Source organism: Sphingomonas mali NBRC 15500 (assembly GCF_001598415.1).
Classification (GTDB): Bacteria; Pseudomonadota; Alphaproteobacteria; order Sphingomonadales; family Sphingomonadaceae; genus Sphingomonas; species Sphingomonas mali.
In genome coordinates, this window is record NZ_BCYX01000046.1 from 1 (window position 1) to 22,522 (window position 22,522).

Here is a 22,522-nt window from a genome sequence, read left to right on the forward strand (position 1 = left end):
GGGCCAGTCACGGGCGACCCGCTCTGCGAGGCATCCCCCACCCCCAACCCCTCCCCTGAAGGGGAGGGGCTTTTTGTGGCACATCACCTTCACGCCGCAGCCTTCAAGGTCGACGTGCGGCACAGCAGCACGCGGCCGGCATCGACCTTAACTGGGATGGTGGGCGCGCAGCCTTTATCCTCGCCCTGCGCCTCGCCGGTCGCGAGCGCGATCCGCCAATTGTGCAGCGGGCAGGCGACGCTGTGGCCGTGGACGATGCCCTGGCTGAGCGGTCCGCCCTTGTGCGGACAGCGGTTGGCGAGCGCGAAGACGCGGTTATCGGCGGTGCGGAACACCGCGACTTCCTCGCCGCCCGAGACGGTGACGGTGCGGCTGCCGCGCACGGGAATCTGATCCAGCCAACCGATATCGAGCCAATCGCCGATCATTCCGCGACCTCCAATGCCAAGGGTTGAAAATGCGCCATATGCGCATGCTGCTCGCGCGCGGCGCCCGATGCGCGTTCGGCCCAGGGATCGTCCTGGCTGAATTTCTGCGAATACCAGAAGCGCTCGGCGAGCGCGTCGCGGCCGGCGACGTCCTCGACGACGCGGTCCTTGATATGTTGCAACCCGACGCGCTCGATCCACGGCGCGGTGCGCTCGAGATAGCGCGCTTCCTCGCGATAGAGCTGGACGAAGGCGGCGGCGACATGGATCGCCTCTTCCTCGCTCGCGACTTTGGTCAGCAGATCGGTCGCGCGGACATGGATGCCGCCATTGCCACCGACATGAAGCTCGTAGCCCGAATCGACGCAGACCACGCCGAAATCCTTGATCGTCGCCTCGGCGCAGTTCCGCGGACAGCCGGAGACCGCCATCTTGAACTTGTGCGGCATCCAGCTGCCCCAGAAGCCGCGCTCGAGCTTGACGCCCAGGCCGGTCGAATCCTGCGTGCCGAAGCGGCACCATTCGGATCCGACACAGGTCTTCACCGTGCGCAGCGCCTTGCCGTACGCGTGGCCCGAGACCATGCCGGCGGCGTTGAGATCGGCCCAGACGGCGGGCAGGTCCTCTTTCTTGATCCCGAAAATATCGAGCCGTTGGCCGCCGGTCACCTTGACCATCGGCGCGTCATATTTCTCGACCACGTCGGCGATCGCGCGCAGCTCCCGCGGACTGGTGATCCCGCCCCACATCCGCGGGACGACCGAATAGGTGCCGTCCTTCTGGATGTTGGCATGGAGACGCTCGTTGACGAAGCGGCTCTGCTGGTCGTCCTCATAGTCGCCGGGCCAGGCGCAGAGCAGATAGTAATTGAGCGCCGGCCGGCAGCTCGAACAGCCGTCGGGCGTCGACCAGTGGAGCTTGTGCATCACCTCGGGGATCGAGCGCATGCCTTGCGCGACGATCTCGCGCCGGACGTCGTCATGGCCGAAGCTGGTGCATTTGCACATCGTCTTCGGGCCTGCCTCGACATCCTCGCCAAGTGTCAGTGCGAGCAGGGTCTCCACCAGCCCGGTACACGATCCGCAACTCGCGCTTGCCTTGCAGCCTGAGCGTACCGCATCGAGGCTGTGCGCACCTTTGGCGATACAGGAGACGACTTGACCCTTGTTGACGCCGTTGCAGCCGCAAATCTCCGCTCCATCGGAGAGCGCCGCAACGGCCGCCTTAGGGTCCGCCTGCCCCCCTCCCGAGGCGAAGGCCTGGCCGAAGATCAGCAAGTCACGCGTCGCCGAGATGTCCTCGCCGCGTCGCATCAGGTCGAAATACCAGCCACCATCGGCGGTATCGCCATAGAGCACCGCGCCGACGACGCGGTCGTCCTTGAGCACGACGCGTTTGTAGACGCCCCGGCTGGCGTCCCGCAGCACGATATCCTCGCATCCTTCACCGCCGGCGAAATCGCCCGCCGAGAACACGTCGAGCCCGGCCACCTTGAGCTTGGTCGAGGTGACGCTCGCGCGATAGCCGCTGGGTCGCTCGACCAGTCCATCAGCTAGCGCGCGGCACATATCCCAGAGCGGCGCCACCAGCCCATAGACCTGGCCGTCATGCTCGACGCATTCGCCGACCGCGAGCACGTCCGGGTCGCTGGTGACCATATGGTCGTCGACCTGGATGCCGCGGCCGACCGCGAGACCGGCCTCGCGTGCCAGCGCGACCGAGGGACGGATACCGACCGCCATCACCACCAGGTCGGCGGGGATGTCGCGCCCGTCCTTGAGCCGCACCGCTTCGACCTTGCCGTCGCCCAGAATCTCTGCGGTGTCGGCGCCGGTCAGCACGGTCTGGCCGCGCGCTTCCAGCGCGGACTTGAGCAGCCAGGCCGCCGCTTCGTCGAGCTGGCGTTCCATCAGGGTCGGCATGAGGTGAAGGACGGTGACCTGCATCCCGCGCAGCGACAGGCCGTGCGCCGCCTCCAGCCCCAGCAGGCCGCCGCCGATCACCACCGCGCTGCCGCCGCGATCGGCCGCCGCCAGCATATGATCGACGTCATCCATGTCGCGAAAGCTGATCACGCCGGGCAGCTCCTTACCCGGCACCGGGATGATGAACGGATCGGATCCGGTCGCGATCAGCAATTTATCGTAGCGCACCGACCGGCCCGATCGCGACGTCACGGTCTTCGCGGCGCGATCGATCGCCGCGACCGGATCGCCGGCGACCAGCTCGATCCCGTTATCGGCGTACCAGGCGGCGTCGTTGATGACGATGTCGTCGAACGTTTTCTCGCCCGCCAGCACCGGCGACAACATGATGCGGTTGTAGTTCACGCGCGGCTCGGCGCCGAAGATCGTCACGCGGTAGCGCCCGGCGTCGCGTGCGATCAGTTCCTCGACCGCCCGGCAGCCGGCCATGCCGTTGCCGATGACGACGAGATGGGGAAGGCCGGGCTCCGGGCCGGACGGCGTGTCCGGCGTGGAGTCAGGGTCGGACGCGGAAACAAGGAAGTCCATCACAAGCTCCAATCGAGCTGCAGCCAGAATTTGCGGGTGTCGGTGGCGAAGCCGTCCGCCTGGTAATCGGCGTAGCGGGCGGAAAGGCTGGTCTTACCGAGCTTGGCGCTGGCGAGCAGGTCGATCTCGTCGCCATAACGGCGGGTCTGGCGATCGCTGGCGAAGCGGTGATAGACCGCCTGCAGCGTCAACGCCTTGAACGGCCCCGCCTGTTTCCAGCCATAGCCGAGATTGCCATAGAGATCGCGAACGCCGTCCGGCGGCGTCGTCAGGAACTTGTCGGCCCAGCCCTGGAACTTGAACCCGGTCGCGATCGGCGTCTCGAACGCGGCGAGCGCCACGCCCTTGTCGGCGCCGAGCACTTCATAGCCTGCACCGAGCTTGAACGCATGGAGATCGATCCCCGCGTCGACCAGGTAATAATCGGCGCGATAGCGATTGGGATTGCGGTCGTAATCGGACTGGGTCGCGTAGCTCAATTGGTAGGAGAACTTGATCCCCTTGCCGAGCGGACGCGCGCCCGCCAATCGCGCGCCATAGGTCTGGCTCGACAGGCGGAACCCCTGCACCGCGGCTTCGTCCTGGTCGACCAGATAGGCGAAGCCGGTGACCGTGCCGATCGGGCTGGCATAGGACAAATTGCCCAGCACATTGTCGCCGCCGATCGACCGCGGCCGCGCGCCCACGCCGTCGATTCCCCAGACGGTGTTCACCCGCCAGGCATAGGTCAGGTCCGCTTTAAGCCCCTTCACGCCGGTCCATTCGATTCGTGCGGCGTCAAAAGTCTGGCCGTTCTGGCGAAACGGCACCGCCCCGACGAAGCGCTCGTCGTCGAGTGCGATCCGCTGGCGGCCGACGGTCAGGGCGACGGCTTTGGTGCGGTATTGGAGTTGCGCGCGGTACAGTGCGATATTCTGCGGGTCGGCGATCAGCGGGCGCGTCGCCGCGCCATGCAACCCGTCATAATAATCGCCGGTCAGCGCCAGGGTGCCCTGCATTTCGACGATCGCGGAAAGCGGTCCGCTGCTCGCCTGCACCCCGCTGCGGATGCGGATCGTCGTCGCCTCCGCATCGTTGGGCAGCCCCGCCTGATCGACATTCTCATAGCGCAACCGCGCGTCGATCAGCGGCTTCAATTTGATGTCCTGCGCCATGGCTGGACTTGCCGCCAGCGCGCTTCCAAGGATCAACCAGGCAGGTTTCATCGGCGTGTCTCCCCTGCGCTCGTTCAGATCCGGACGCCTGCCGCCGCGCCCCAGCGCCGGCGCCAGGAATGCTTGGCGAGCTGGAGCCCGATGCCCGCCAGCACGGCGAGCCCAGCGAAGATCAGGAAGCCGGGCGAGAAGCTGCCGGTCAGCTGCTTGGCGACGCCAAGCGAGGAAGCGAGGTAAAAACCGCCGACGCCACCCGCCATGCCGACCAGCCCTGTCATCACCCCGATCTCGGCGGCGAACCGCTGCGGCACGAGCTGAAACACCGATCCGTTGCCGATCCCCAGCGCCAGCATCGCCAGCACGAACATCGCCATCGCGGAGACCAGGGTCGGCGCCACGCTGACCCCCACCAGCGCCAGCGCGGCGGCGGCGAACACACCGGTCAGCGCCTTCACGCCGCCGACCCGATCGGCGATCGCGCCGCCGAGCGGACGGACGAGCGATCCGGCGAACACGCAGGCGGCGGTGCAATAGCCCGCCGCGACCGGAGTCAGCCCAAAGCGATCGGTGAAATAGATCGGCAGCGACGCGGCGAGCCCGACGAACCCGCCAAAGGTCACCGCATAGAAGCCCATCAGCCACCAGGCATCGCCCGACTTGAGCGGATGGAGATATTCGGTGAGCGATTTGGGCGCGGGCCGGTTGGGCGCATCGCGCGCCATCAGCTGATAGGCGATCAGCACGACCGTCAGCGGAATACAGGCGAGCCCGAGCACGGCGTTCCAGCCGAACACCTTGGCCAGCAGCGGCGCGAACAAGGCCGCGAGCACAGTGCCGGAATTGCCCATGCCGGCAATCCCCATCGCCTTGCCCTGATGCTGCGGCGGATACCAGCGGCTCGCCAGCGGCAGCGCGATCGCGAAACTCGCCCCGGCAAAACCGAGGATCACCCCGAGCGCCAGGGTGCCGGCAAAGCTGGTCACGCCGGCCAACCAGGCGGTCAGCAATCCGGCGATGACGATGATCTGGCTGATCGTGCCCGAGCGCTTGGGACCGATACGGTCGACGAGCAGGCCGTTGACCACGCGCAGCACCGCGCCGGCAAGCGTCGGGGTCGCCACCATCAGGCCCTTTTCGGCCGGCGTCAGCGCCAATGTCTTGGCGATTTCCGGGGCGAGCGGCCCCAGCAATACCCAGACCATGAAGGCGAGGTCGAAATAGAGGAAGGCGGCGATCAGCGTCGGGACATGCCCGCTCGACCAGAAGCCGTCCTGCTGCCTGCCTTGTTCCCTGTTCCAGAATGCGGTCGCCATGCGGATCCCCTTCGCGTGCGATGGACAAGAAAAAAGCCGCCCTGACGGCGGCCAATATCGGCGCGTCAGGGCGGCTTCGTTGCCTTGGCGGATCGTCGGACCCGCCCCGCAATTACCCCCGTCGGTGGAGATCATCGCGGTTATTTCGTGCCGAGCGTCATTGCCCTGCGGATGGGATGATGCGTGATTCGCTCGCCGGGCGCAAGCTTATTTCGCACGTGCAGCAAAAAATCACGGGAGCGAGGCCAGATAGGCCTCCGCGTCGTCGGGATCGAAGGCGCGGCCGTCGAAGAAGCGGTCGGCGCCGAGCATCAGCCGCCCCTGCACCGATCCCACGCCGAGCGGATCGCCGATCGCGCCTTCCAGTTTCGAGCTCGCCCCCGGCAGGATCGCCGCCGACCCGGCCAGCGCGGCGCGATACAGGTCCGGCCTGAACACGCCTTCGGCGCGGGCAGCTTCCTCGGACGAGAAAGGCGTGCCGTCCCAGCGCGTCATTTGCGAATAAAGCCACGCCGCCTGGCTGCGCCACGGAAAGTTCGCCGCCTCTCGAAACTGGAACATGAAGTCGGGAATGTGGAGGGGCGTCGCACCTTGCGACAAGCGGACCCGATCGGTGATGGCGCGCAGGATCGTCTCCTCCGGCGCCGCCAGATAGGCAGGCTGCGCCAGGATCCGCGCATTCTCCTCAGCCGCATCCAGCTCGACGAAATGCGCCGCGGCATCGTGCAGCGCACGAATCAGCCGCGCGACCAGTTCGGGCGATCCGTTCACGGTCTCGCGTCGCATCGCGAGCACTTTCTCGACGCCGCGCCGCCAGATCTGCGCCGTCACCAGCGCGATTCGCCCGACACCGCGATCGACCGCCACGCTGTTCCACGGCTCGCCGACGCAAATGCCGTCGACCTCTCCGGCTGCAAGCGCGTCCGCGGCGAAAGGCGGGCTGATCGTGACGATCTCGACATCCATGTCGGGCCGGATGCCGACCGCCGCCAGCCAATAGCGCAGCATGTAATTGTGGCTCGAATAACGGTGGACGACGCCGAAGCGGAGCGGGCGGCCCGCTTGCGCCCGTGCCAGTGCGACCTCACGAAGGCGCTCACCAACCGTCCGCGGATCGCCGAGTTGGCCGCTCTCCAGCGTTTCCGCCGCGAGCGGGATCGAGAAGGTGATCGCATTGCCGTTGAGGCCGAGCGCGAACGGCACGTCGATCTCGACCGCGGGGCGGCCGCGGCCCAGCGCGGTGGCGATCGCCAGCGGCGCGATCATGTGCGCGGCGTCGGTATGACCATAGAGCAGGCGGTCGCGCACCGTCGCCCAGCTGAGATCGCGCACCAAGTCGATCTCGAGTCCGTGCGCCGCGGCGAATCCCCGCTCGCGCGCCAGGATCGGCAAGGCGGCGTCGACCAGCGGCAGGAAGCCGATCCGGATGCGGTCGAGCGTCACTTGTCGTCCCCCATCAATGCCGCACTGGTGATGATCGCTTCCGCCACGTCGGCGATGCGGCGGTTGGATTGCATCGCATGACTGCGCAGCAAGGCGTAAGCGGCGGGCTCGTCGATCGCCCGGCGGCGCATCAGGATCGCCTTGGCCTTGTCGATCGCGGCGCGGTCGGCCAGCGCGTTGCGCGCTTCGTGGAGCTCGGCCTGGAGCCGCGAAAAGGCGTTGAAACGCCGTACCGCGAGATCGACGATCGGCATGATCCGCTGTTTCGACAGGCCGTCGATGATATAGGCCGAGACGCCGGCGTCGATCGCCGCGGCGGTACTCTCCGGATTGCTCTGGTCGACGAACATCGCGATCGGTTTCGCCAGCGCGCGCGAGACAGCGAAATATTCCTCCAGCACGTCTCGGCTGGGGTTTTCGAGGTTGATCAGCACCACTTCGGGGTTGGCCGCCTCGATTTGCGCGACGAGCGCGTTCGCATTGTCGATCAGGACGAGATCGTCGAGTCCCGCCTCACGCAGACCTTCGGAAATGATCGCGGCACGGGTCGTGCTGGTGTCGATGATCGCGATCCGCATCCGGCAAGCATATGCTGCGCTGCAGCGGCGCGCCAGAGCTACCTATAGCTGAGGATCAACGGGACGACGATCCTGCCCCTCGATTTCCTCCCCTTGCGGGAGAACGGGCAGATTTAATCCTTCAACGACCTGAGCTTGCGATCGAGCACCAGCTCTTCGAACAGCCTTACATAGCGTTCGATCGAATCGTGCCCGCGTTCGGGCACCGGGTCGGGGCGCGGGCGGCCGGGCGCGAGCCAATGGTCGAACGCGGAGATCAAAGCGAGGGGATCGTCGGTCGGCACGACGCTGCCGAGACGCGGATGCGCGACGATCTCGCGGATTGCGACGCTCGAGTCGGTCGCGACCACCGGCGTGCCGAGCGCCAGCGCTTCCTGCAGCACGCCAGGCACGCCTTCGAAGTCCGACGTCAGCACCAGCGCACGCGCCTGGGCCAAAGCGGGGCGCGGATTGGTCGAATAGCCGGGCAGATGGACGCGCGCGCGCAGGCCCAACACGTCGATCTGGTTCTCCAGTTCGCCGCGCACTTCTCCCTCGCCGACGATCATCAGCTTGACGTCGCGGCGCTCGACTCGCGCCAGCGCGGAGATCGCGCGGTCCCAGCGCTTTTGCGGCGTCAGCCGGCCGATCCCGATCAGATAGTCGGCGCCCGGCAGCGGCGGGGTCGGCGCCCCGATCGGCTCGGGGCTCGGCGGATTGGCGATCACACTGACGCGATCGGCGCCGATTCCGGTCATCCGCACCGTTTCCTCGGCCATCGCCGGGCTCATCGCGATCAGATGGTCGATGAAGCTGGGATAGGACCGCAGGAACGCGCGGTAACCCTGCGCCACGGGAAAATGCTGGTCCTCGCGGTCGAGTCGGTTGGACACCTTGCCGACCACTGGCGGGCAATCGCGGCCGAGACGGAGCTTAAGCCACGCGACGGCGCTCGAATAATGATTGCCGGGGCAGAAAACGATATCGGGCGCTGCGCTCTTCACCGCCTGGGGAAGCGCGCGGATCATGCCGAGATGCGTCGTGCCGAGCTCGATCAGCCGCACGCCATCGGGGATTTCGGCCGCCAGCGGTCCCCGCGCCGAACTCAGCACCAAGGTGACCTGCTGCCCCATTTCGACCCAGCCGCGGATCATGCGCAACATCGCGCGTTCGACCCCGCCGCCCTGAAGGCTGTGAGCGAAAGTCAGGATTCTTACGGGTGCGTAAGGACTGAGCATGAGTTGGCGCGCTAACGTCGATTTGTGTCAAAAGTTTCTCGAAGGCGAAATAATTAGGGCAAAACCGACTTATTTGCCGCCGAAAGGATGCTGCACCGCAACATAGAGCTTGTCATTCGCCCTTTCCACCCCCAAATCGCGCGGCGCTCGCGGCAACCGGCTTGTCGCGGGCTGATTGTCGTGTTCGTCCGTTGCCGCTAAGCGGCCATTATTTCCGGGCACGTCCGATTGGATACTGAGCTGCCGCATTGGATGAACAGATTTTGGAGCGTCGATGAATAGCGGCTTTGTCGGGGCATCCAGCAATCCTGCCGCCGGTCTGGCGCCCAAGATTGTCGATGCGGCCGAGGATCTCGCCGGGCTCGAACCCGTCAGGAGCCTGAAAAGCCGTTGGCCGATGATCATTGCCGGCGTGCTGAGCCTCGCGATGATCGCGGGGCTGGCGAAGCAGCTGCTCGGCTCGGGCCTGGCCGGGTTCAGCCACGCCGCGCCGGACAACTGGCTTTACTACGTCGCCTTCGCGCTGCTCTACATCTCACCGCCTACCGGCGATTACATCATCTTCCGTCGGCTGTGGAAAATCCCGTTCGAGGGGTTCGGTGCGCTGATCAAGAAGCGCATCGCGAACGAAGCGGTGGTCGGCTATTCGGGCGATGCCTATTTCTACGCCTGGGCGCGGCAGCGCGCGGCGATGGTCGCGGCCCCGTTCGGGGCGGTCAAGGACGTCTCGATCCTGTCCGCGATCTCGGGCAACATGATGACGTTGGTCATGACCGCACTCGCGCTGCCGTTCGCGCTCGAAGTGCTGCCGCCGCGTTATTATACCGGCCTGGCGATCGGCATTCCCGTCGTGATCGCGATGTGCCTGCCATTCCTGATCTTCTCGCGCAAAGTGTTCTCGCTCGACCGCAAGACGCTTTGGTGGATTTTCTGGATTCATGCCGCGCGCCTGACGGTCGGCTGCGTGCTGATCGCCTTCGCCTGGCATTTCGGGCTGCCCAATGTCGGCATCGGCGCCTGGCTGATCCTGTCCGCCGTGCGCATGCTGGTGTCGCGCCTGCCCTTCGTGAACAAGGACCTGGTGTTCGCGACGATGACCAGCGCGATTCTCGTCCACAGCAACAGCAACGCGACCAATGTCGATCTCGCCAATTTGATCGCCTTCACCACCGCGCTGACGCTCGTGGTCCATGTCGCCTTCGCCGCGTTCTTCGCGGTCCAGGCGCTGATCAAGCGCCAGATCTAGGCCGCGCGCGATGCTGGTCGTCGACGTCAACGAATTCTACTCGCCGACCGGCGGCGGCGTGCGGACCTATATCGACCGCAAGATGTCGATCATGGCCGATATGGGCCACGAACTGATCTGCATCGCCTGCGGCAAGGAAGACCGGGTCGAGGAACGCGCCGGCGGCGGCAAGATCATCTATATCAAGTCACCGGGCCTGCCGTTCGACAAGAATTACGGTCTGTTCTCGCGCGCCGAGCCGATCTGGCGCTGGCTCGACCAATTGCAGCCCGATGTCGTCGAAACCTCGTCGCCATGGCGCCCGGCCTGGATCGTCGGCAAATGGCAGGGGGGCGCGCTCAAGTCGTTCTTCATGCATAACGACAATATCGCGGCCTATCCGATGCGTTGGCTCGAGGGGTTGGCCCCGCCCGAACAGATCGAGGAGGCCTGCGCCATCTATGCGCGGTACATGAACCGCTTTCTCACGCTCTACGACACGGTCGTCACCAATGGTCCCGCGCTCCAGAAACGGCTGACGCGGCGCGGCGTCCGCATCGATGCCGCGATGACGCTGGGCATCGAGCGCAGCCATTTCTCGCCCAGCCTGCGCGACGAAAGGTTGCGCGCGGCAATGCTGCGTCAAATCGGCTTGCCGCCCGAAGGGCATCTGCTGATCGGGATCGGTCGTCATCATGGCGAGAAGCGTTGGCCGTTGGTGATCGATGCGGTGCGTATGGCGGGCGACAAATTGCCCGTCGGGCTGATGCTGCTCGGCACCGGCCCCGAGAGCAAGCGGCTCGAGGTACGGATCGACGGCAACCCGCATATCCGGCTGTTCCGCCCGGTCTACGAACGCAACGAACTGGCGCGGATCATGGCGAGCGCGGACGCGCTGATCCACGGATCCGAGGCCGAGCCGTTCGGGCTGGTGCCGTCCGAGGCGATGGCGTCGGGCCTTCCGCTGATCGTCCCCGATACCGGCGGCTGCGCTGAGGTCGCCGATCCGTTGACCAGCGAAACCTACCGCGCGCGCGATACCGCCGCAGCCGCGGCGGCGATCCATCGCCTGTTCGCGCGCGAACCCGCGATCCTGCGCAAGGCGGCGATCGTCGCCGCCGGCCGCGTCCGCACCGACCGCGAGCATGCGGTCGACCTGATGGCCTATTATCAGTCGCTGATCGACGCCCGCGACGGCACCGGCGTCAGCGCAGCACGTAGAGCGTAAACCTCCCGTTCAACCGCGCGATGCCGACCGCGTGCGGCGCCGCCCATGCCGCGAGCTTCGCCTCGAGCGCGGGATCCCCGCCTTCCGCATCCGCGTCGCCGCCGACCAGCACGGCATTGGGCAGCGCCGCGCCGTCCAAATTCTTCGCCGATACCAGGGTGAGTGTCCGTTCGCTCGCGGGATCGAGCAGATCGTGGCTGCGGAAATAGAATGGCCCGGCGGCGAAGCGCGGATCGATCGCGCGTCCGGTCGCGGCGACATATTGCGGGGATAGTGTCGCCACCACCCCGCTCACCCCTTGCTGGTCCATCGCCGCGGTCAGCCGCGCCCCGTCGGTCACCGCATTGGCCATCGGTGCGCCATGCTCGGCGGTCAGCACCACCGCCTCGACGGATGGCGCCAGGCCGGCGAAGAAGAACACCGCGAACGCGATCCGTTCCCACCGTGCCGGTGGCGTGCGCTCCCACAACAAGGCCAGCCGCACGAACAAGGGTGGCAGCACGGGGAGCAGATATTGCCGCCAGGTCGGCTCGGGCAGCACTGCAGCGACCAGCCCGGCCAGGATCAGCATGTCGAGCAAGCGCGCGAGTCCCTGCTCGTCGCGTCGCCAGCGCGCCGCGACCGCGACGATCGCGGGCAAGGCCGTACCCAATGCGAGGAATTTGAGCGTATCGATCGCCTTGAATCCGAGCGACAATTTGAAGGCCCGCCCGGCATCGCGATACATCTGGTCGGGGGCGAGCGCGGGAAAAGTCAGCATCTCGAACCGCGCCGCTTCGGGCGCCTGCGCGACCATCCAGCCGATCAGCGCGATCACCGGCAACGCGCCGAGCGCGATCATCACCGGACGATGGCGGCGGTCGAGCAACGCCCAGATGAAATAGGCGGCGGCAGGAATCGCGTAGCTGATCTTGGCCCCCGCCGCGAGCGCGAGCAGGAACCCGGTCAGCAGCGCGTGACGCGCCGATCCCTGCCCTTGCGCCGCGCGAACGATCAACACCAGCGCGCCCGCTAGAGCGGCGGCGGGAAGCGCGTCGTTGCGCGCGGTCCCCGCACTGAACAGCAGGATGTCGGTCCCGGCGAACAGGCCTGCGACGATGATCGCCATTCGCGATGTCGCGCCCGCTGCCCGCGCCGCGCGGCCGACCATCAGCACCGCGATCGCGCCGAGCACCGCATTGAGCATCCGCAACCCTGGCCAGGCAAGCGTCCCCAGGCCGACCGCGAACGGCGCGAACAGCACCGGCTGCAACGGTGTCTGGAAATAAGCGAAGTCCCGCCACGGCAACGCATTGCGCGCCAGGATCGCGGCGGCGACATATTGGCTTTCGTCGTGATTGACCGGCCGCAGCACCGACAGCACCGCGAACAGGAAGATCAGACCCAGGATCAGCGGCGCGCCCGCTTGTCCTCCACGCATCATCCGTAGCAACATGGCCGCGTCCGTACCGGACCTGTCACGAACGCGCCACATGAAGCGCGCAAGGGGGCCGGCGTTTTAGATTGGTTTTCACGGTACCGGCCCGCTCCCCCACCCGGCCACCCAAAATATACTGCCGTAGGGTGGTCGGGTGGGGGAGCGGGCCGGTACCGCAAGGGAGAAACGCATGCTTCGGATCGACCGCCGTTCGCTTTTGGTTACTGGCACACTGGGGCTGGGCGCCTGGAGCATCCCGGGGTTCGCGCAGACCGACAATGTCGCGACCGCCACCGGCTTCACCCATTCGGTCGCTAGCGGCGAGCCGGCGAGCGACTCGATGCTGTTATGGACGCGCTACGTCCCCGCCGACGGCAAGCCTGTCCATCTGACCGTCGAGCTTTCCGAACAGGCCGATTTCGCCAAGATCGCGGGCAACGGCATGGCGATCACCGGACCATGGCGCGACTGGACGACCAAGATCACCGTCGACGGGCTCAAGCCCGGCACAAGCTATTTCTACCGCTTCATCGGTCCCGATGGTTCCAGATCGCCGGTCGGCCGGACCCGGACGCTACCGACCGGATCGCAGGCCAAGGCGTTCAAGGCGGCGATCTTCTCCTGCTCCAACATGCCATTCGGCTATTTCAATGCTTATGGCCACGCCGCGGCGCGCGACGATCTCGACCTCGCCATCCATCTCGGCGACTATTTGTACGAATATAAGACCGGCGGTTATCCCGCGCCCAAGGATGCGGTGCGTACCACTGAGCCCGCCAACGAATTGCTCCACCTCGCCGATTACCGCATCCGCTATGCCAGCTATCGCAGCGACCCCGACCTTCAGGCGCTCCACGCGCGGCTGCCGATGATCGTGCAATGGGACGACCATGAATCGGCCAACGATTCCTGGGAAGGCGGCGCCGAGAACCACCAGCCCGATGAAGGCGACTGGACGCTGCGCAAAATGGCCGCGATCCAGGTCTATCGCGAATGGATGCCGGTCAGCGACGAGCCGTGGAAAGCATATGATATCGGCGACCTCGCGACCTTGTTCCGCACCGAAACGCGCGTGCTGGCGCGCACCGAGCAGCCCGACATCGCGCCGCTGTTCAAGGCGGCCGACCCGGTCGCGGCGCTCAAGGCATTTCGCGATGGCCCCTGGATGGACCCTGCCGCAACGATGATGGGGACGCAGCAGGAGGACTGGCTGTTCCATGCGATGCGCCGATCAGTCGCGGCGGGACAGAAATGGCAGCTGGTCGGGTTCGGCACGATCCTGGGCGAGACGGTGATGCCCGCCGCCGCGCTCGCTTGGGTCGACCCAAATGCCAGCGAGCGGGCGAAGAATTACGTCCTCGCCGGCATTCAGGCAGGCAAAATCGGCCTGCCGTTCAATTACGACAATTGGGGCGGCTATCCGGCGGCACGCGCCCGCTTCCTCCGCGCGGCGCAGGGGACCAACGCCAACCTCGTGGTGATTTCGGGCGACAGCCACAACGGCTGGGCGTTCGATTTGAAGCAGGACGGCAAACCGGCGGGCGTCGAATTCGCCGGGCACAGCGTGACCTCGCCCGGCTACGAACACGAAGTGAAGATCGATCCCAAGACGGTCGCCGCCGGGTTGGTCGCGGGCAATCCCGAGCTCAAATGGTGCGACACCTCGCACCGCGGCTACATGGCGCTGACGATCACGCCGGAGAAAGTGTCGAACGACTGGCTGTTCGTGGACACGATCCGCGCGAAGTCGCGCAATGCGGTGGTCGGCCACAGCGCGACCGTGGCGCGTGGGCGGAATGTGATGGCGTGAAATTTCCTCTCCCTTTGGGAGAGGAAGGGAGCGGCGGAAAGGTGAGGGCAGGTTCGAACTGCGTGCTGCCCTCACCCTCCCGCGCCCTGCGGGCGCTCCTTCCCTCTCCCGGTGGGAGAGGGACCGTCAGCCCTCACTGCGGTCAGGAAATAGTCGAGCTTGGTGTCGTCGCTTACCGCGAATCCCTTGCCCGGCGAGAAGCTCAGCCCGCTGATATCGATCACCTTCATCCCCGCATCCTCGACCAATTCGGTCAGCTCCTCGGGCGTCACGAATTTGCTCCAGTCATGCGTGCCCCTGGGGATCATCCCGCTGCCCTCACCCACCGTGATCATCGCGAGGCGCGACAACGCGGTGCGGTTGGGGGTCGACAGGATCATCAGCCCGCCCTCGGCCAGCGCGCCCGCCAGCCCGGCGACGAATGCCGCCGGATCGGTGACGTGCTCGATCACTTCCATGCTGGTGACGAGGTCGAAGCGCTCGCCCGCCAGCAACTCGATACTCCCGGCGCGATAATCGATCGCCAGCCCTGACTGTGCGGCATGCACGCCCGCCACGGCGATATTCTCCGTCGCCGCATCGATCCCCGTCACATCGGCGCCGAGCCGAGCCAGCGGCTCGCACAATAGCCCCGCGCCGCAGCCGACATCGACCGCGCGCTTCGCCGCCAGCGGGGTGAAGCTCGCCGAATCGCCGCCCCAATGCACGTCGACCTGCCGCCTGATATAGCCCAGCCGCGGCGGGTTGAGCCGGTGGAGCATCGCCGACGAGCCCTTGGGATCCCACCAGTCGCGCGCCAATTTGCCGAAATGCGCGGCTTCACCAGGGTCGATAGTGGTTACAGACGTTACGGTTGCGCTTGCCATCGCGGCTTCCTATCAGGCGCGCCTCTCCAATCCAAAGGACTTCCGCTCCTCCGATGGCCGCGACCCCTGCCCGTATCGTCATGAAGTTCGGCGGCACGTCGATGGCCGGGATCGAGCGAATCCGCACCGTCGCCAACCGCGTCAAGCGCGAAGTCGATGCCGGCAACCAGGTCGCCGTGGTGGTGTCGGCGATGGCCGGCGAGACCGATCGGCTGGTCAATTTCTGCCGCGAGGCATCGTCGCTCTACGATCCCAAGGAATATGACGTCGTCGTCTCGGCGGGCGAGCAGGTCACCAGCGGATTGCTGGCGATCGCGCTCCAGGCGATCGGCGTGCCGGCGCGCAGCTGGCTCGGCTGGCAGCTGCCGATCCATACCAGCGACGCCCATGCCTCGGCCCGGATCGAGGAAATCGATACCGCCGCGCTCGACCGCGCGCTTACGTCGGGCGAGGTCGCCGTGATCCCGGGATTCCAGGGCGTCGCCGATAGCGCCGACGGCGAACAGGGCCGCGTGACGACGCTTGGCCGGGGCGGGTCCGACACGTCGGCGGTGGCGGTGGCGGCGGCGATGAAGGCCGATCGCTGCGATATCTATACCGATGTCGATGGCGTCTACACGACCGACCCGCGCATCGTGCCCAGGGCGCGCAAGCTCAAGAAGGTCACGTACGAGGAAATGCTCGAGCTCGCGAGCGTCGGGGCGAAAGTGCTCCAGACGCGTTCGGTGGGCCTTGCGATGAAGGAAAATGTCCGCGTCCAGGTGCTGTCGTCGTTTACCGGCGATGATGCACCGATGGCGGACACGTTGCCCGGGACGATGATCGTGGGCGAAGAGGAGATCGACGATATGGAACGCCAGCTGATCACCGGCATCGCGCACGACAAGAACGAAGCGAAAATCACGCTGACCAACGTGTCCGACACGCCGGGCTCGGTCGCGGCGATCTTCGCGCCGTTGGCCAAGGCCAATATCAACGTCGACATGATCATCCAGAACATCGCGCACCAGAGCGCGGGGCGCGCGGGATCGACCGACGTTACCTTCACCGTCCCCGCGGTCGACCTGGCGCGATCGATCCAGGCGCTCAACGAGGCCAAGGAATCGATCGGCTTCGAGGAACTGGTCCACGACACGCGCGTCGCCAAGATCTCGGTGGTCGGGGTCGGCATGAAGAGCCATGCCGGCGTCGCGTCGAAGATGTTCACGACACTGGGCGAGCGCGGCATCAACATCCAGGCGATCTCGACCAGCGAGATCAAGGTCAGCGTGCTGATCCACGAGGACGAGACCGAGCTCGCGGTGCGCGTGCTGCATACCGCTTATGGGTTGGATGCCGAGGAAGCGGCGGCCTGAAGCGCGCTGAATCAGCCCCCGGCACGGCGCACGCTTGACTGTGTGACGGCGAGCTGTGCTTGTTAGGTCGACTGCAAGATCGCTTCGGGGGAGAGGTTCGTGCCTGATTCAAACACCGTGCCGGCGCCAGCCAATCCCGCCGCCCTTGGCCTCGTGGGCTTCGGCTTCACGACGATATTGCTCAGCCTGATCAACGCCGGCATGCTTCCCGCGGGCGGCGAAGGCGTGGTCGTGCCGTTGGCGCTCGCCTTTGGCGGGCTGATCCAACTCATCGCCGGTTTGCTGGAAGTCCGGCTTGCCAACACGTTCGGAATGACGGCCTTTCTGAGCTATGGCGCTTTTTGGTTTTGGTTCGGCCTGCTGCAGATTTTCGCGCACACCAACATGATCGATATTTCGGCGGCGGGTCCGACCGTTGGCGTCGCGCTGATATTGTGGGGCGTGCTGACGCTCGGTCTTTGGGTCAGCACCTTTCGGTTGGCGCGCATCGTCTTCCTGATCTTCCTTACGCTCTGGCCCACTTTTTTCCTGCTGGGGCTGGGTGCGGCGCTGGGGCAGCCTGCGCTGGGTCATCTCGGCGGCTGGCTCGGCCTGCTTTGCGGATCGCTGGCGATGTACGGCAGCTTTGCCTTCGTCACCAACGCGTCCTGGGGTCGACCGGTCGTGCCCGTCGGTGGCCCTATCATTCCATGACATTAGGACCGTCCAGCGCAGGGCCGAGGCTCATTCGCCGATAAGATGAAGCGCGAGGTGCCGCCGATGCGGTGCCCGGCGGTGCTCGAACACATAGATCCCCTGCCACGTCCCCAGCGCCAGGCGACCACCGATCACCGGGATCGTCAGGCTGGTCTGGGTGAGCGCGGCACGCAGGTGCGCGGGCATGTCGTCCGGTCCCTCGTCGTCATGCTCATACTCGCGCGATTCCGGCGCGATCCGCGCGAAATAGCGCTCGAGATCGCGCCGCGCGGCGGGAGCGGCATTCTCCTGGATCATGAGCGATGCGGAGGTGTGGCGAATGAATATCGTCAGCAGGCCGCTATCGATGTCAGTGCCGCCGACCCAGCGCCGCACTGCGTCGGTGCAGTCATGAAGACCCTGACCGCGAGTGTCGGCCGTCAGTTCGGTGGTTTGCTGCCGCATGACGCGGGCTTGCCCCAAACCCCCGGGCAAGGCTAGGTCGGCGCATGACATCCCCTTCATCGATCGGCGCCGAGCGCCTCAAGCGGCGCATGGCGCGCGGCGTAGAGTTCCTCGGCTCCGAAGTCGCGATCCTGTGCGGCGCAATGTCCTGGGTCAGCGAACGCCACCTCGTGTCGGCGATGTCCAATGCCGGCGGGTTCGGGCTGATCGCGTGCGGCGCGATGACTCCCGAGCTTCTCGACCAGGAGATCGCGGCGACCAAGGCGCTCACCTCGAAGCCGTTCGGGGTGAATTTGATCACCATGCATCCGCAATTGTTCGACCTCATCGATGTCTGCAGCAGGCATCAGGTCAGCCACGTGGTGCTGGCGGGCGGCCTGCCGCCGACGGGCTCGCTCGACGCGATCAAGGGGAATGGCGCCAAGCTGATCTGCTTCGCGCCGGCCCTGGCGCTGGCCAAGAAGCTGATCCGCTCGGGCGTCGACGCGTTGGTGGTCGAGGGCATGGAAGCAGGCGGCCATATCGGCCCGGTGTCGACCAGCGTGCTGGCACAGGAAATCCTTCCGGAAGTTGCCGAACAGGTGCCGGTGTTCGTTGCCGGCGGGATCGGCCGCGGCGAGGCGATCGCCGCTTATCTCGACATGGGGGCAGCCGGCGTGCAACTCGGCACGCGTTTCGCCTGCGCCACCGAATCGATCGCCCACCCCAATTTCAAGAAAGCCTTCTTCCGCGCCAATGCCCGCGACGCCGTCGCCAGCGTCCAGATCGACCCGCGCCTACCGGTCATCCCGGTCCGCGCGCTCAAGAATGCCGGGACCGAATTGTTCACCGCCAAGCAGCTCGAAGTCGCGCAATCGCTCAACGACGGCACGGTCGAGATGGCCGAGGCGCAATTGCAGATCGAACATTATTGGGCGGGCGCGCTGCGCCGCGCGGTGATCGACGGCGATGTCGAACATGGCAGCCTGATGGCCGGCCAGTCGGTCGGCATGGTGACCAAGGAAGAGCCGGTCGCCGACATCATTGCGCAGTTAATGGCCGATGCGGCGCACGCGCTGGAGAAGCGCGCGGCCTAGCCGGCGCACAGCCCGGTTACCCCGCTGCTGACCGCCGCAAACCCCAACGGACGATCATGGCGACGATCACGCCGAACACCAGCATCGCCAGGACGTTGAGCAGCAGCCAGACCAGCGAGATATGCGCGGGCTTAGGGCCGAACGCGGACAGCGGCACGACGATCAGGTTCATTACGACGAACACGCCGAGACCGAAGGCTAGACCGGCCGAAACGGGGCGCGACGATACCCAGGCGAGGCGTGTCGCGGCGACGGCGTAGATGCCAGCGATCGCGATCGACATGGCGAGCTGGAGCGCGAGTCCCAGGGTCACGGTACCCGCGCCGCCGGCATAGGATTTCATCCCGATCAGCCCGCTCGCGATCCCCTGAAGGATCAGCGCCGGGCCGACATGGTTGATGAGCGCCGCTGCGCCGATGTCGATCGTGCCGGCGACGATGCCGGCGATCACCGCCGCGCGGATGAGGTCGATCGTCTTGTCCATGGTTCGAATTCCCTCACGAAAACGGATATTTGGTCCCTGCCCCGCCGACTTTGGCAAGATCGCCGGCACGGATGCGATCGGCTTTGGCTTGCACTTCGCGATGCGGTGCCGACAATGGCGTGTGCTCGACTCAAAAACATACATACAGTCTGTATGAAAAAAGAACGCCGTACGCAAGCCGAACGGACGACCGCCACGCGCGGGGCGTTGATCGCGGCGGGGCGGGCGCTGTTTACCGAACGCAGCTATGCCGAGGTCAGCGCCGAAGAGATCGTCGCGGCAGCCGGCGTCACGCGCGGCGCGCTTTACCATCATTTCGAGGACAAGAAGGGCCTGTTCGCCGCGGTGTTCGAGGCGATCGAGGAGGAGACGATCGCCCGCATCGGCGCGGGCACCCCCAACGGCACCCCGATCGAGCGGATACGCGCCGGAACGAGGACGTGGCTGGAAATCTGCCGCGAGCCCGAAGTGCATCGGATCGCGCTGATCGAGGCGCCCGCGGTGCTCGGCTGGGAACGCTGGCGCGCGATCGGCGACCGCTACAGCCTGGCGCTGGTCGAACATCTGTTGTCCGGCGCGATCGCGGCTGGGGAGATCCCGTCCCAGCCGGTGCCGCCGCTAGCCCATGTCCTGCTCGGCATGGTTCGCGAAGGCGCGCTGTTCCTGGCGACCGCCGCCGATCCGACACAAGCGCAACGCGATGTCGGCCGCGTGGTCGACCAATTGCTGCTCGCGCTGAGCCAGCCAAGCGGGACTGCGGTCGAACCCACCTGACGAATATCACCTCCCCTGCCGCTCCTTCACCGAGAGGATCTTTATGCCATTACGCGGACTATCGTTGATCGCCCTGATGCCGTTGCTCGTCGCCGCCGCCGGCTCCGCCCCGGCCGATGCGCCGGTCCCGAGCCTGTTCGCACCCGATGTCATTTCGGGACCCGCCAATGACGGCGCGCCGAGCTTCACCCCCGACGACGCGACTCTATTCTACGAGCAGTCGAACGGAACCTGGTCGACGATCGTGATGTCGACCAAGGTCAAGGGTGCGTGGACGCGGCCCGTGCTGGCGCCATTCGCCGATCAATATCCAAGCCAGCAGCCCGCTGTGTCGCCCGACGGGCGCTACGTGATCTTCGAATCGACACGGCCCGCGCCAGCTTTGGGGGTCGGCAAGAAATCGGCGCATCTCTATCGCGTCGATCGCACTGCGCGCGGTTGGGGCCAGCCGATCGAACTGCCGCCCAGCGTCAATATCGCGCGGCGCGTGTTCAAGCCGAGCATCGCCGCCAATGGCGACCTCTATTTCATGGCCGATGCCGGCGGCGGCGCGGGCGCACCCGCCTGGCGCCTCTATGTCTCGCGCCGGACTGACGGAACCTATGGACCAGCGACGCAATTCCCGTTTAGCGACGGCACCTATTCGGACGTCGACCCCTATATCGCCCCCGACCAGCATTATCTGATCTTCAGCAGCAAGAACCGCCCGCCGTTCGACGACGATCACGAACATCTGTTCATCGCCTGGCGCACCGCCGCCGGATGGTCGGCGCCCACCGCGATCCGCTATGCCGGCGACGGCGGCGCCGACGATGGCGAAGCGAATGTCGGCCCCGACGGCCGCACGCTCTATTTCACCAGCGGCCGCACGATCGCGCCGAAAGACGGTCGATCTCGCGCGCAGGTCGTTGCCGATTTGGCGCGGATGCAGGGCTGGAACAACAGCAACGCCAATGTCTGGATGCTGACGATCGACGCGCTGCGGGATCGTCGCGACAGCGCGGGTTGACGCTGGCAACGGGCGCGGCGGTCGCCCACCGCATTCAGTTCAGGCAAAAAAATCGCACGCCGATGTCACATTCGGAGGGTCGCCGATCGTCTTGAGGGCGTCACCAATCAGGAAAGACCCCCTCCCATGAAGAACACCATCGACCTGTTCGGCGCCGCCCCGACGCTGATGCGCGATTATCAGCGTGCTCAGCTGGAAATCGCCGCTGCCGCCAATTTCGATCCCGCGCTGACCGAATTGGTCAAGCTGCGCGTGTCGCAGATCAACGGCTGCGCCAATTGCATCAACCTGCATACGATAGAAGCGCGCGAGAATGGCGAGACCGAACAGCGGCTGTACCTGCTCGCCGCCTGGCGCGAGGCGCCCTGCTTCAGCGACCGCGAGCGTGCGGCAATCGGCTGGGGCGAGGCGATGGCCCGGTTGTCCGAGGGACGCGATCGCACGGACGCCTACGAAGCGCTCAAGGCGCATTTCACCGAAGAAGAACAGATCAAGCTGACCATCACGATCAACGTGATTACCGGCTGGAACCACATCGCGGTCGGATTCGGTTTGTTTGCTGACGCCGCCACTATCCGCGCCGCACAGGCAGCGCAGAAGGCGTTGGCGGCAGCGGCCTGATGGGCGATGCCGGGCTCGACGGCGCGGCAGCGGCGTTCGCGCCGCTGCGGCCCAAGCTGATGCGGATTGCGTACCGCATGCTGGGCTCGGTCTCGGACGGGGAAGACGTAGTGCAGGAGGCCTTCATCCGCTGGATGAAGGCCGACCGCGCCGAAGTTCGCTCGCCCGAGGCGTTCCTGTGCCGCACGGTCACGCGGCTATGCCTCGACCAGCTGCGCGTCGCGCGGCGGGTGCGCGAGGACTATGTCGGCCCATGGCTCCCCGATCCGATCGTCGAGGAGGATAGCGATGAGGACGTTACGTTACCGCTGATGCTGGTGATGGAGCGCCTGTCCCCGCTCGAGCGCGCGGCGTTCCTGCTCCACGACGTGTTCGGCGCGCCGTTCGACGACGTCGCCGCGATCCTGCAGCGCGATGCCGCCGCCTGCCGTCAACTCGCGGCACGTGCCCGGACCCGTGTGCGCGACGCCCGGCCGCGGTTCGCGGTCGAAAAGAAGCATGGCGTCGAACTCGCCGAGGCGTTCTTCGCCGCGTCGCGCAGTGGCGACGTGCGCGCGCTGGGCACGATGCTGAGCGCCGATGTCAGCATCCACGCCGATAGCGGCGGCAAGCGCCCGAGCGCGTTGGTCCCGATCCTCGGCCGAGACGCTGCTATCGACCTGTTCACGCAAGTGATCGGCCGGTTGGGGCCGGATTATTCGACCCTGGTCCGCCTGGCCTTCGTCAACGGGCTGCCCGGTTTCGTGACGATCGAGGCCGGCGGCCATCTCCAAACCACCGCGCTCGATATCGAGGACGGGCGGATCGCGGCGATCTATGTGATGCGCAATCCCGACAAGCTGCGGCATCTGCAATAGACTCGGCACACGCC

Annotated in this window: 21 protein-coding genes; 10 read left to right on the forward strand and 11 right to left on the reverse strand. The window is 66.1% G+C overall.

The genetic code is table 11. The features are described from left to right. Window positions 1-89: 89 nt before the first annotated feature. The 7 genes from nirD to SMA01S_RS20515 form a co-directional block, all read right to left on the reverse strand. A complete protein-coding gene (nirD, locus tag SMA01S_RS20485) occupies window positions 90-428 on the reverse strand; it encodes a nitrite reductase small subunit NirD (RefSeq protein WP_174543173.1) in 339 nt (112 codons plus the stop codon). Continuing rightward, a complete protein-coding gene (gene nirB, locus SMA01S_RS20490) occupies window positions 425-2,941 on the reverse strand; it encodes a nitrite reductase large subunit NirB (RefSeq protein ID WP_066826829.1) in 2,517 nt (838 codons plus the stop codon). The genes nirD and nirB overlap by 4 nt, the downstream gene beginning before the upstream one ends. Further along, a complete protein-coding gene (locus SMA01S_RS20495) occupies window positions 2,941-4,146 on the reverse strand; it encodes an alginate export family protein (RefSeq protein WP_066826831.1) in 1,206 nt (401 codons plus the stop codon). The genes nirB and SMA01S_RS20495 overlap by 1 nt, the downstream gene beginning before the upstream one ends. A 23-nt stretch (window positions 4,147-4,169) precedes the next feature. Next, window positions 4,170-5,408: a nitrate/nitrite transporter gene (locus SMA01S_RS20500; RefSeq protein ID WP_066826833.1), complete on the reverse strand. Its 1,239-nt coding sequence runs from the start codon at window positions 5,406-5,408 to the stop codon at window positions 4,170-4,172. Between the two features lie 231 nt (window positions 5,409-5,639). Then, window positions 5,640-6,851, reverse strand: a complete 1,212-nt coding sequence (locus SMA01S_RS20505) for a CmpA/NrtA family ABC transporter substrate-binding protein (RefSeq protein ID WP_066826835.1) — start codon at window positions 6,849-6,851, stop codon at window positions 5,640-5,642. After that, on the reverse strand, window positions 6,848-7,429 hold the full coding sequence (locus SMA01S_RS20510; RefSeq protein ID WP_066826837.1) for an ANTAR domain-containing response regulator: 582 nt from the start codon (window positions 7,427-7,429) through the stop codon (window positions 6,848-6,850). Before SMA01S_RS20510 ends, SMA01S_RS20505 begins: the two co-directional genes overlap by 4 nt. 113 nt (window positions 7,430-7,542) lie before the next feature. Next, entirely contained in the window at window positions 7,543-8,646 is a 1,104-nt protein-coding gene (locus SMA01S_RS20515) for a glycosyltransferase (RefSeq protein ID WP_066826839.1), read from the reverse strand. A gap of 274 nt (window positions 8,647-8,920) precedes the next feature. Here SMA01S_RS20515 and SMA01S_RS20525 point away from each other — a divergent pair, with 274 nt between their 5' ends. Together SMA01S_RS20525 and SMA01S_RS20530 are read left to right on the forward strand one after the other, a co-directional pair. After that, window positions 8,921-9,892: a hypothetical protein gene (locus tag SMA01S_RS20525; protein ID WP_066826843.1), complete on the forward strand. Its 972-nt coding sequence runs from the start codon at window positions 8,921-8,923 to the stop codon at window positions 9,890-9,892. Between the two features lie 10 nt (window positions 9,893-9,902). Then, the gene (locus SMA01S_RS20530; RefSeq protein ID WP_066826845.1) at window positions 9,903-11,099 is read left to right on the forward strand and encodes a glycosyltransferase; all 1,197 of its coding nucleotides are present in this window, start codon (window positions 9,903-9,905) and stop codon (window positions 11,097-11,099) included. On the opposite strand, the gene SMA01S_RS20535 is transcribed toward SMA01S_RS20530, so the two are convergent. Further along, window positions 11,077-12,534, reverse strand: a complete 1,458-nt coding sequence (locus SMA01S_RS20535; protein WP_157094065.1) for a DUF2029 domain-containing protein — start codon at window positions 12,532-12,534, stop codon at window positions 11,077-11,079. The two genes, SMA01S_RS20530 and SMA01S_RS20535, sit on opposite strands and share 23 nt — an antisense overlap. A 172-nt stretch (window positions 12,535-12,706) precedes the next feature. Here SMA01S_RS20535 and SMA01S_RS20540 point away from each other — a divergent pair, with 172 nt between their 5' ends. Beyond that, window positions 12,707-14,326, forward strand: coding sequence for an alkaline phosphatase D family protein (locus SMA01S_RS20540; RefSeq protein WP_066826850.1), 1,620 nt, complete (start codon window positions 12,707-12,709; stop codon window positions 14,324-14,326). A 71-nt stretch (window positions 14,327-14,397) separates the two neighbouring features. Here SMA01S_RS20540 and ubiG read toward each other — a convergent pair whose 3' ends face one another. Continuing rightward, window positions 14,398-15,192 (reverse strand): bifunctional 2-polyprenyl-6-hydroxyphenol methylase/3-demethylubiquinol 3-O-methyltransferase UbiG, encoded by a 795-nt coding sequence (ubiG, locus tag SMA01S_RS20545; RefSeq protein ID WP_066826852.1) that lies wholly within the window; start codon window positions 15,190-15,192, stop codon window positions 14,398-14,400. A 53-nt stretch (window positions 15,193-15,245) separates the two neighbouring features. On the opposite strand from ubiG, the gene SMA01S_RS20550 reads away from it, so the two are divergent. Next, entirely contained in the window at window positions 15,246-16,547 is a 1,302-nt protein-coding gene (locus SMA01S_RS20550) for an aspartate kinase (protein ID WP_066826854.1), read from the forward strand. Between the two features lie 99 nt (window positions 16,548-16,646). Next, a complete protein-coding gene (locus SMA01S_RS20555) occupies window positions 16,647-17,240 on the forward strand; it encodes an acetate uptake transporter (RefSeq protein WP_157094066.1) in 594 nt (197 codons plus the stop codon). 30 nt (window positions 17,241-17,270) lie between these two features. Here the strand turns inward: SMA01S_RS20555 and SMA01S_RS20560 are convergent, their stop codons facing one another. Beyond that, a complete protein-coding gene (locus tag SMA01S_RS20560; RefSeq protein WP_066826856.1) occupies window positions 17,271-17,687 on the reverse strand; it encodes a secondary thiamine-phosphate synthase enzyme YjbQ in 417 nt (138 codons plus the stop codon). 44 nt (window positions 17,688-17,731) lie between these two features. On the opposite strand from SMA01S_RS20560, the gene SMA01S_RS20565 reads away from it, so the two are divergent. Beyond that, window positions 17,732-18,763, forward strand: a complete 1,032-nt coding sequence (locus SMA01S_RS20565; RefSeq protein ID WP_066826857.1) for an NAD(P)H-dependent flavin oxidoreductase — start codon at window positions 17,732-17,734, stop codon at window positions 18,761-18,763. 16 nt (window positions 18,764-18,779) lie between these two features. On the opposite strand, the gene SMA01S_RS20570 is transcribed toward SMA01S_RS20565, so the two are convergent. Continuing rightward, a complete protein-coding gene (locus tag SMA01S_RS20570) occupies window positions 18,780-19,247 on the reverse strand; it encodes a hypothetical protein (RefSeq protein ID WP_066826859.1) in 468 nt (155 codons plus the stop codon). 153 nt (window positions 19,248-19,400) lie between these two features. Here SMA01S_RS20570 and SMA01S_RS25320 point away from each other — a divergent pair, with 153 nt between their 5' ends. From SMA01S_RS25320 to SMA01S_RS20590, 4 genes are all read left to right on the forward strand, one after another. Further along, window positions 19,401-20,021: a TetR/AcrR family transcriptional regulator gene (locus SMA01S_RS25320; RefSeq protein ID WP_066826861.1), complete on the forward strand. Its 621-nt coding sequence runs from the start codon at window positions 19,401-19,403 to the stop codon at window positions 20,019-20,021. A 76-nt stretch (window positions 20,022-20,097) separates the two neighbouring features. Then, window positions 20,098-21,030: a TolB-like translocation protein gene (locus SMA01S_RS20580; RefSeq protein WP_066826863.1), complete on the forward strand. Its 933-nt coding sequence runs from the start codon at window positions 20,098-20,100 to the stop codon at window positions 21,028-21,030. 126 nt (window positions 21,031-21,156) lie between these two features. Continuing rightward, a complete protein-coding gene (locus SMA01S_RS20585) occupies window positions 21,157-21,651 on the forward strand; it encodes a carboxymuconolactone decarboxylase family protein (RefSeq protein WP_066826865.1) in 495 nt (164 codons plus the stop codon). Further along, window positions 21,651-22,508 (forward strand): sigma-70 family RNA polymerase sigma factor, encoded by an 858-nt coding sequence (locus SMA01S_RS20590; protein ID WP_066826867.1) that lies wholly within the window; start codon window positions 21,651-21,653, stop codon window positions 22,506-22,508. The genes SMA01S_RS20585 and SMA01S_RS20590 overlap by 1 nt, the downstream gene beginning before the upstream one ends. Window positions 22,509-22,522: the final 14 nt, after the last annotated feature.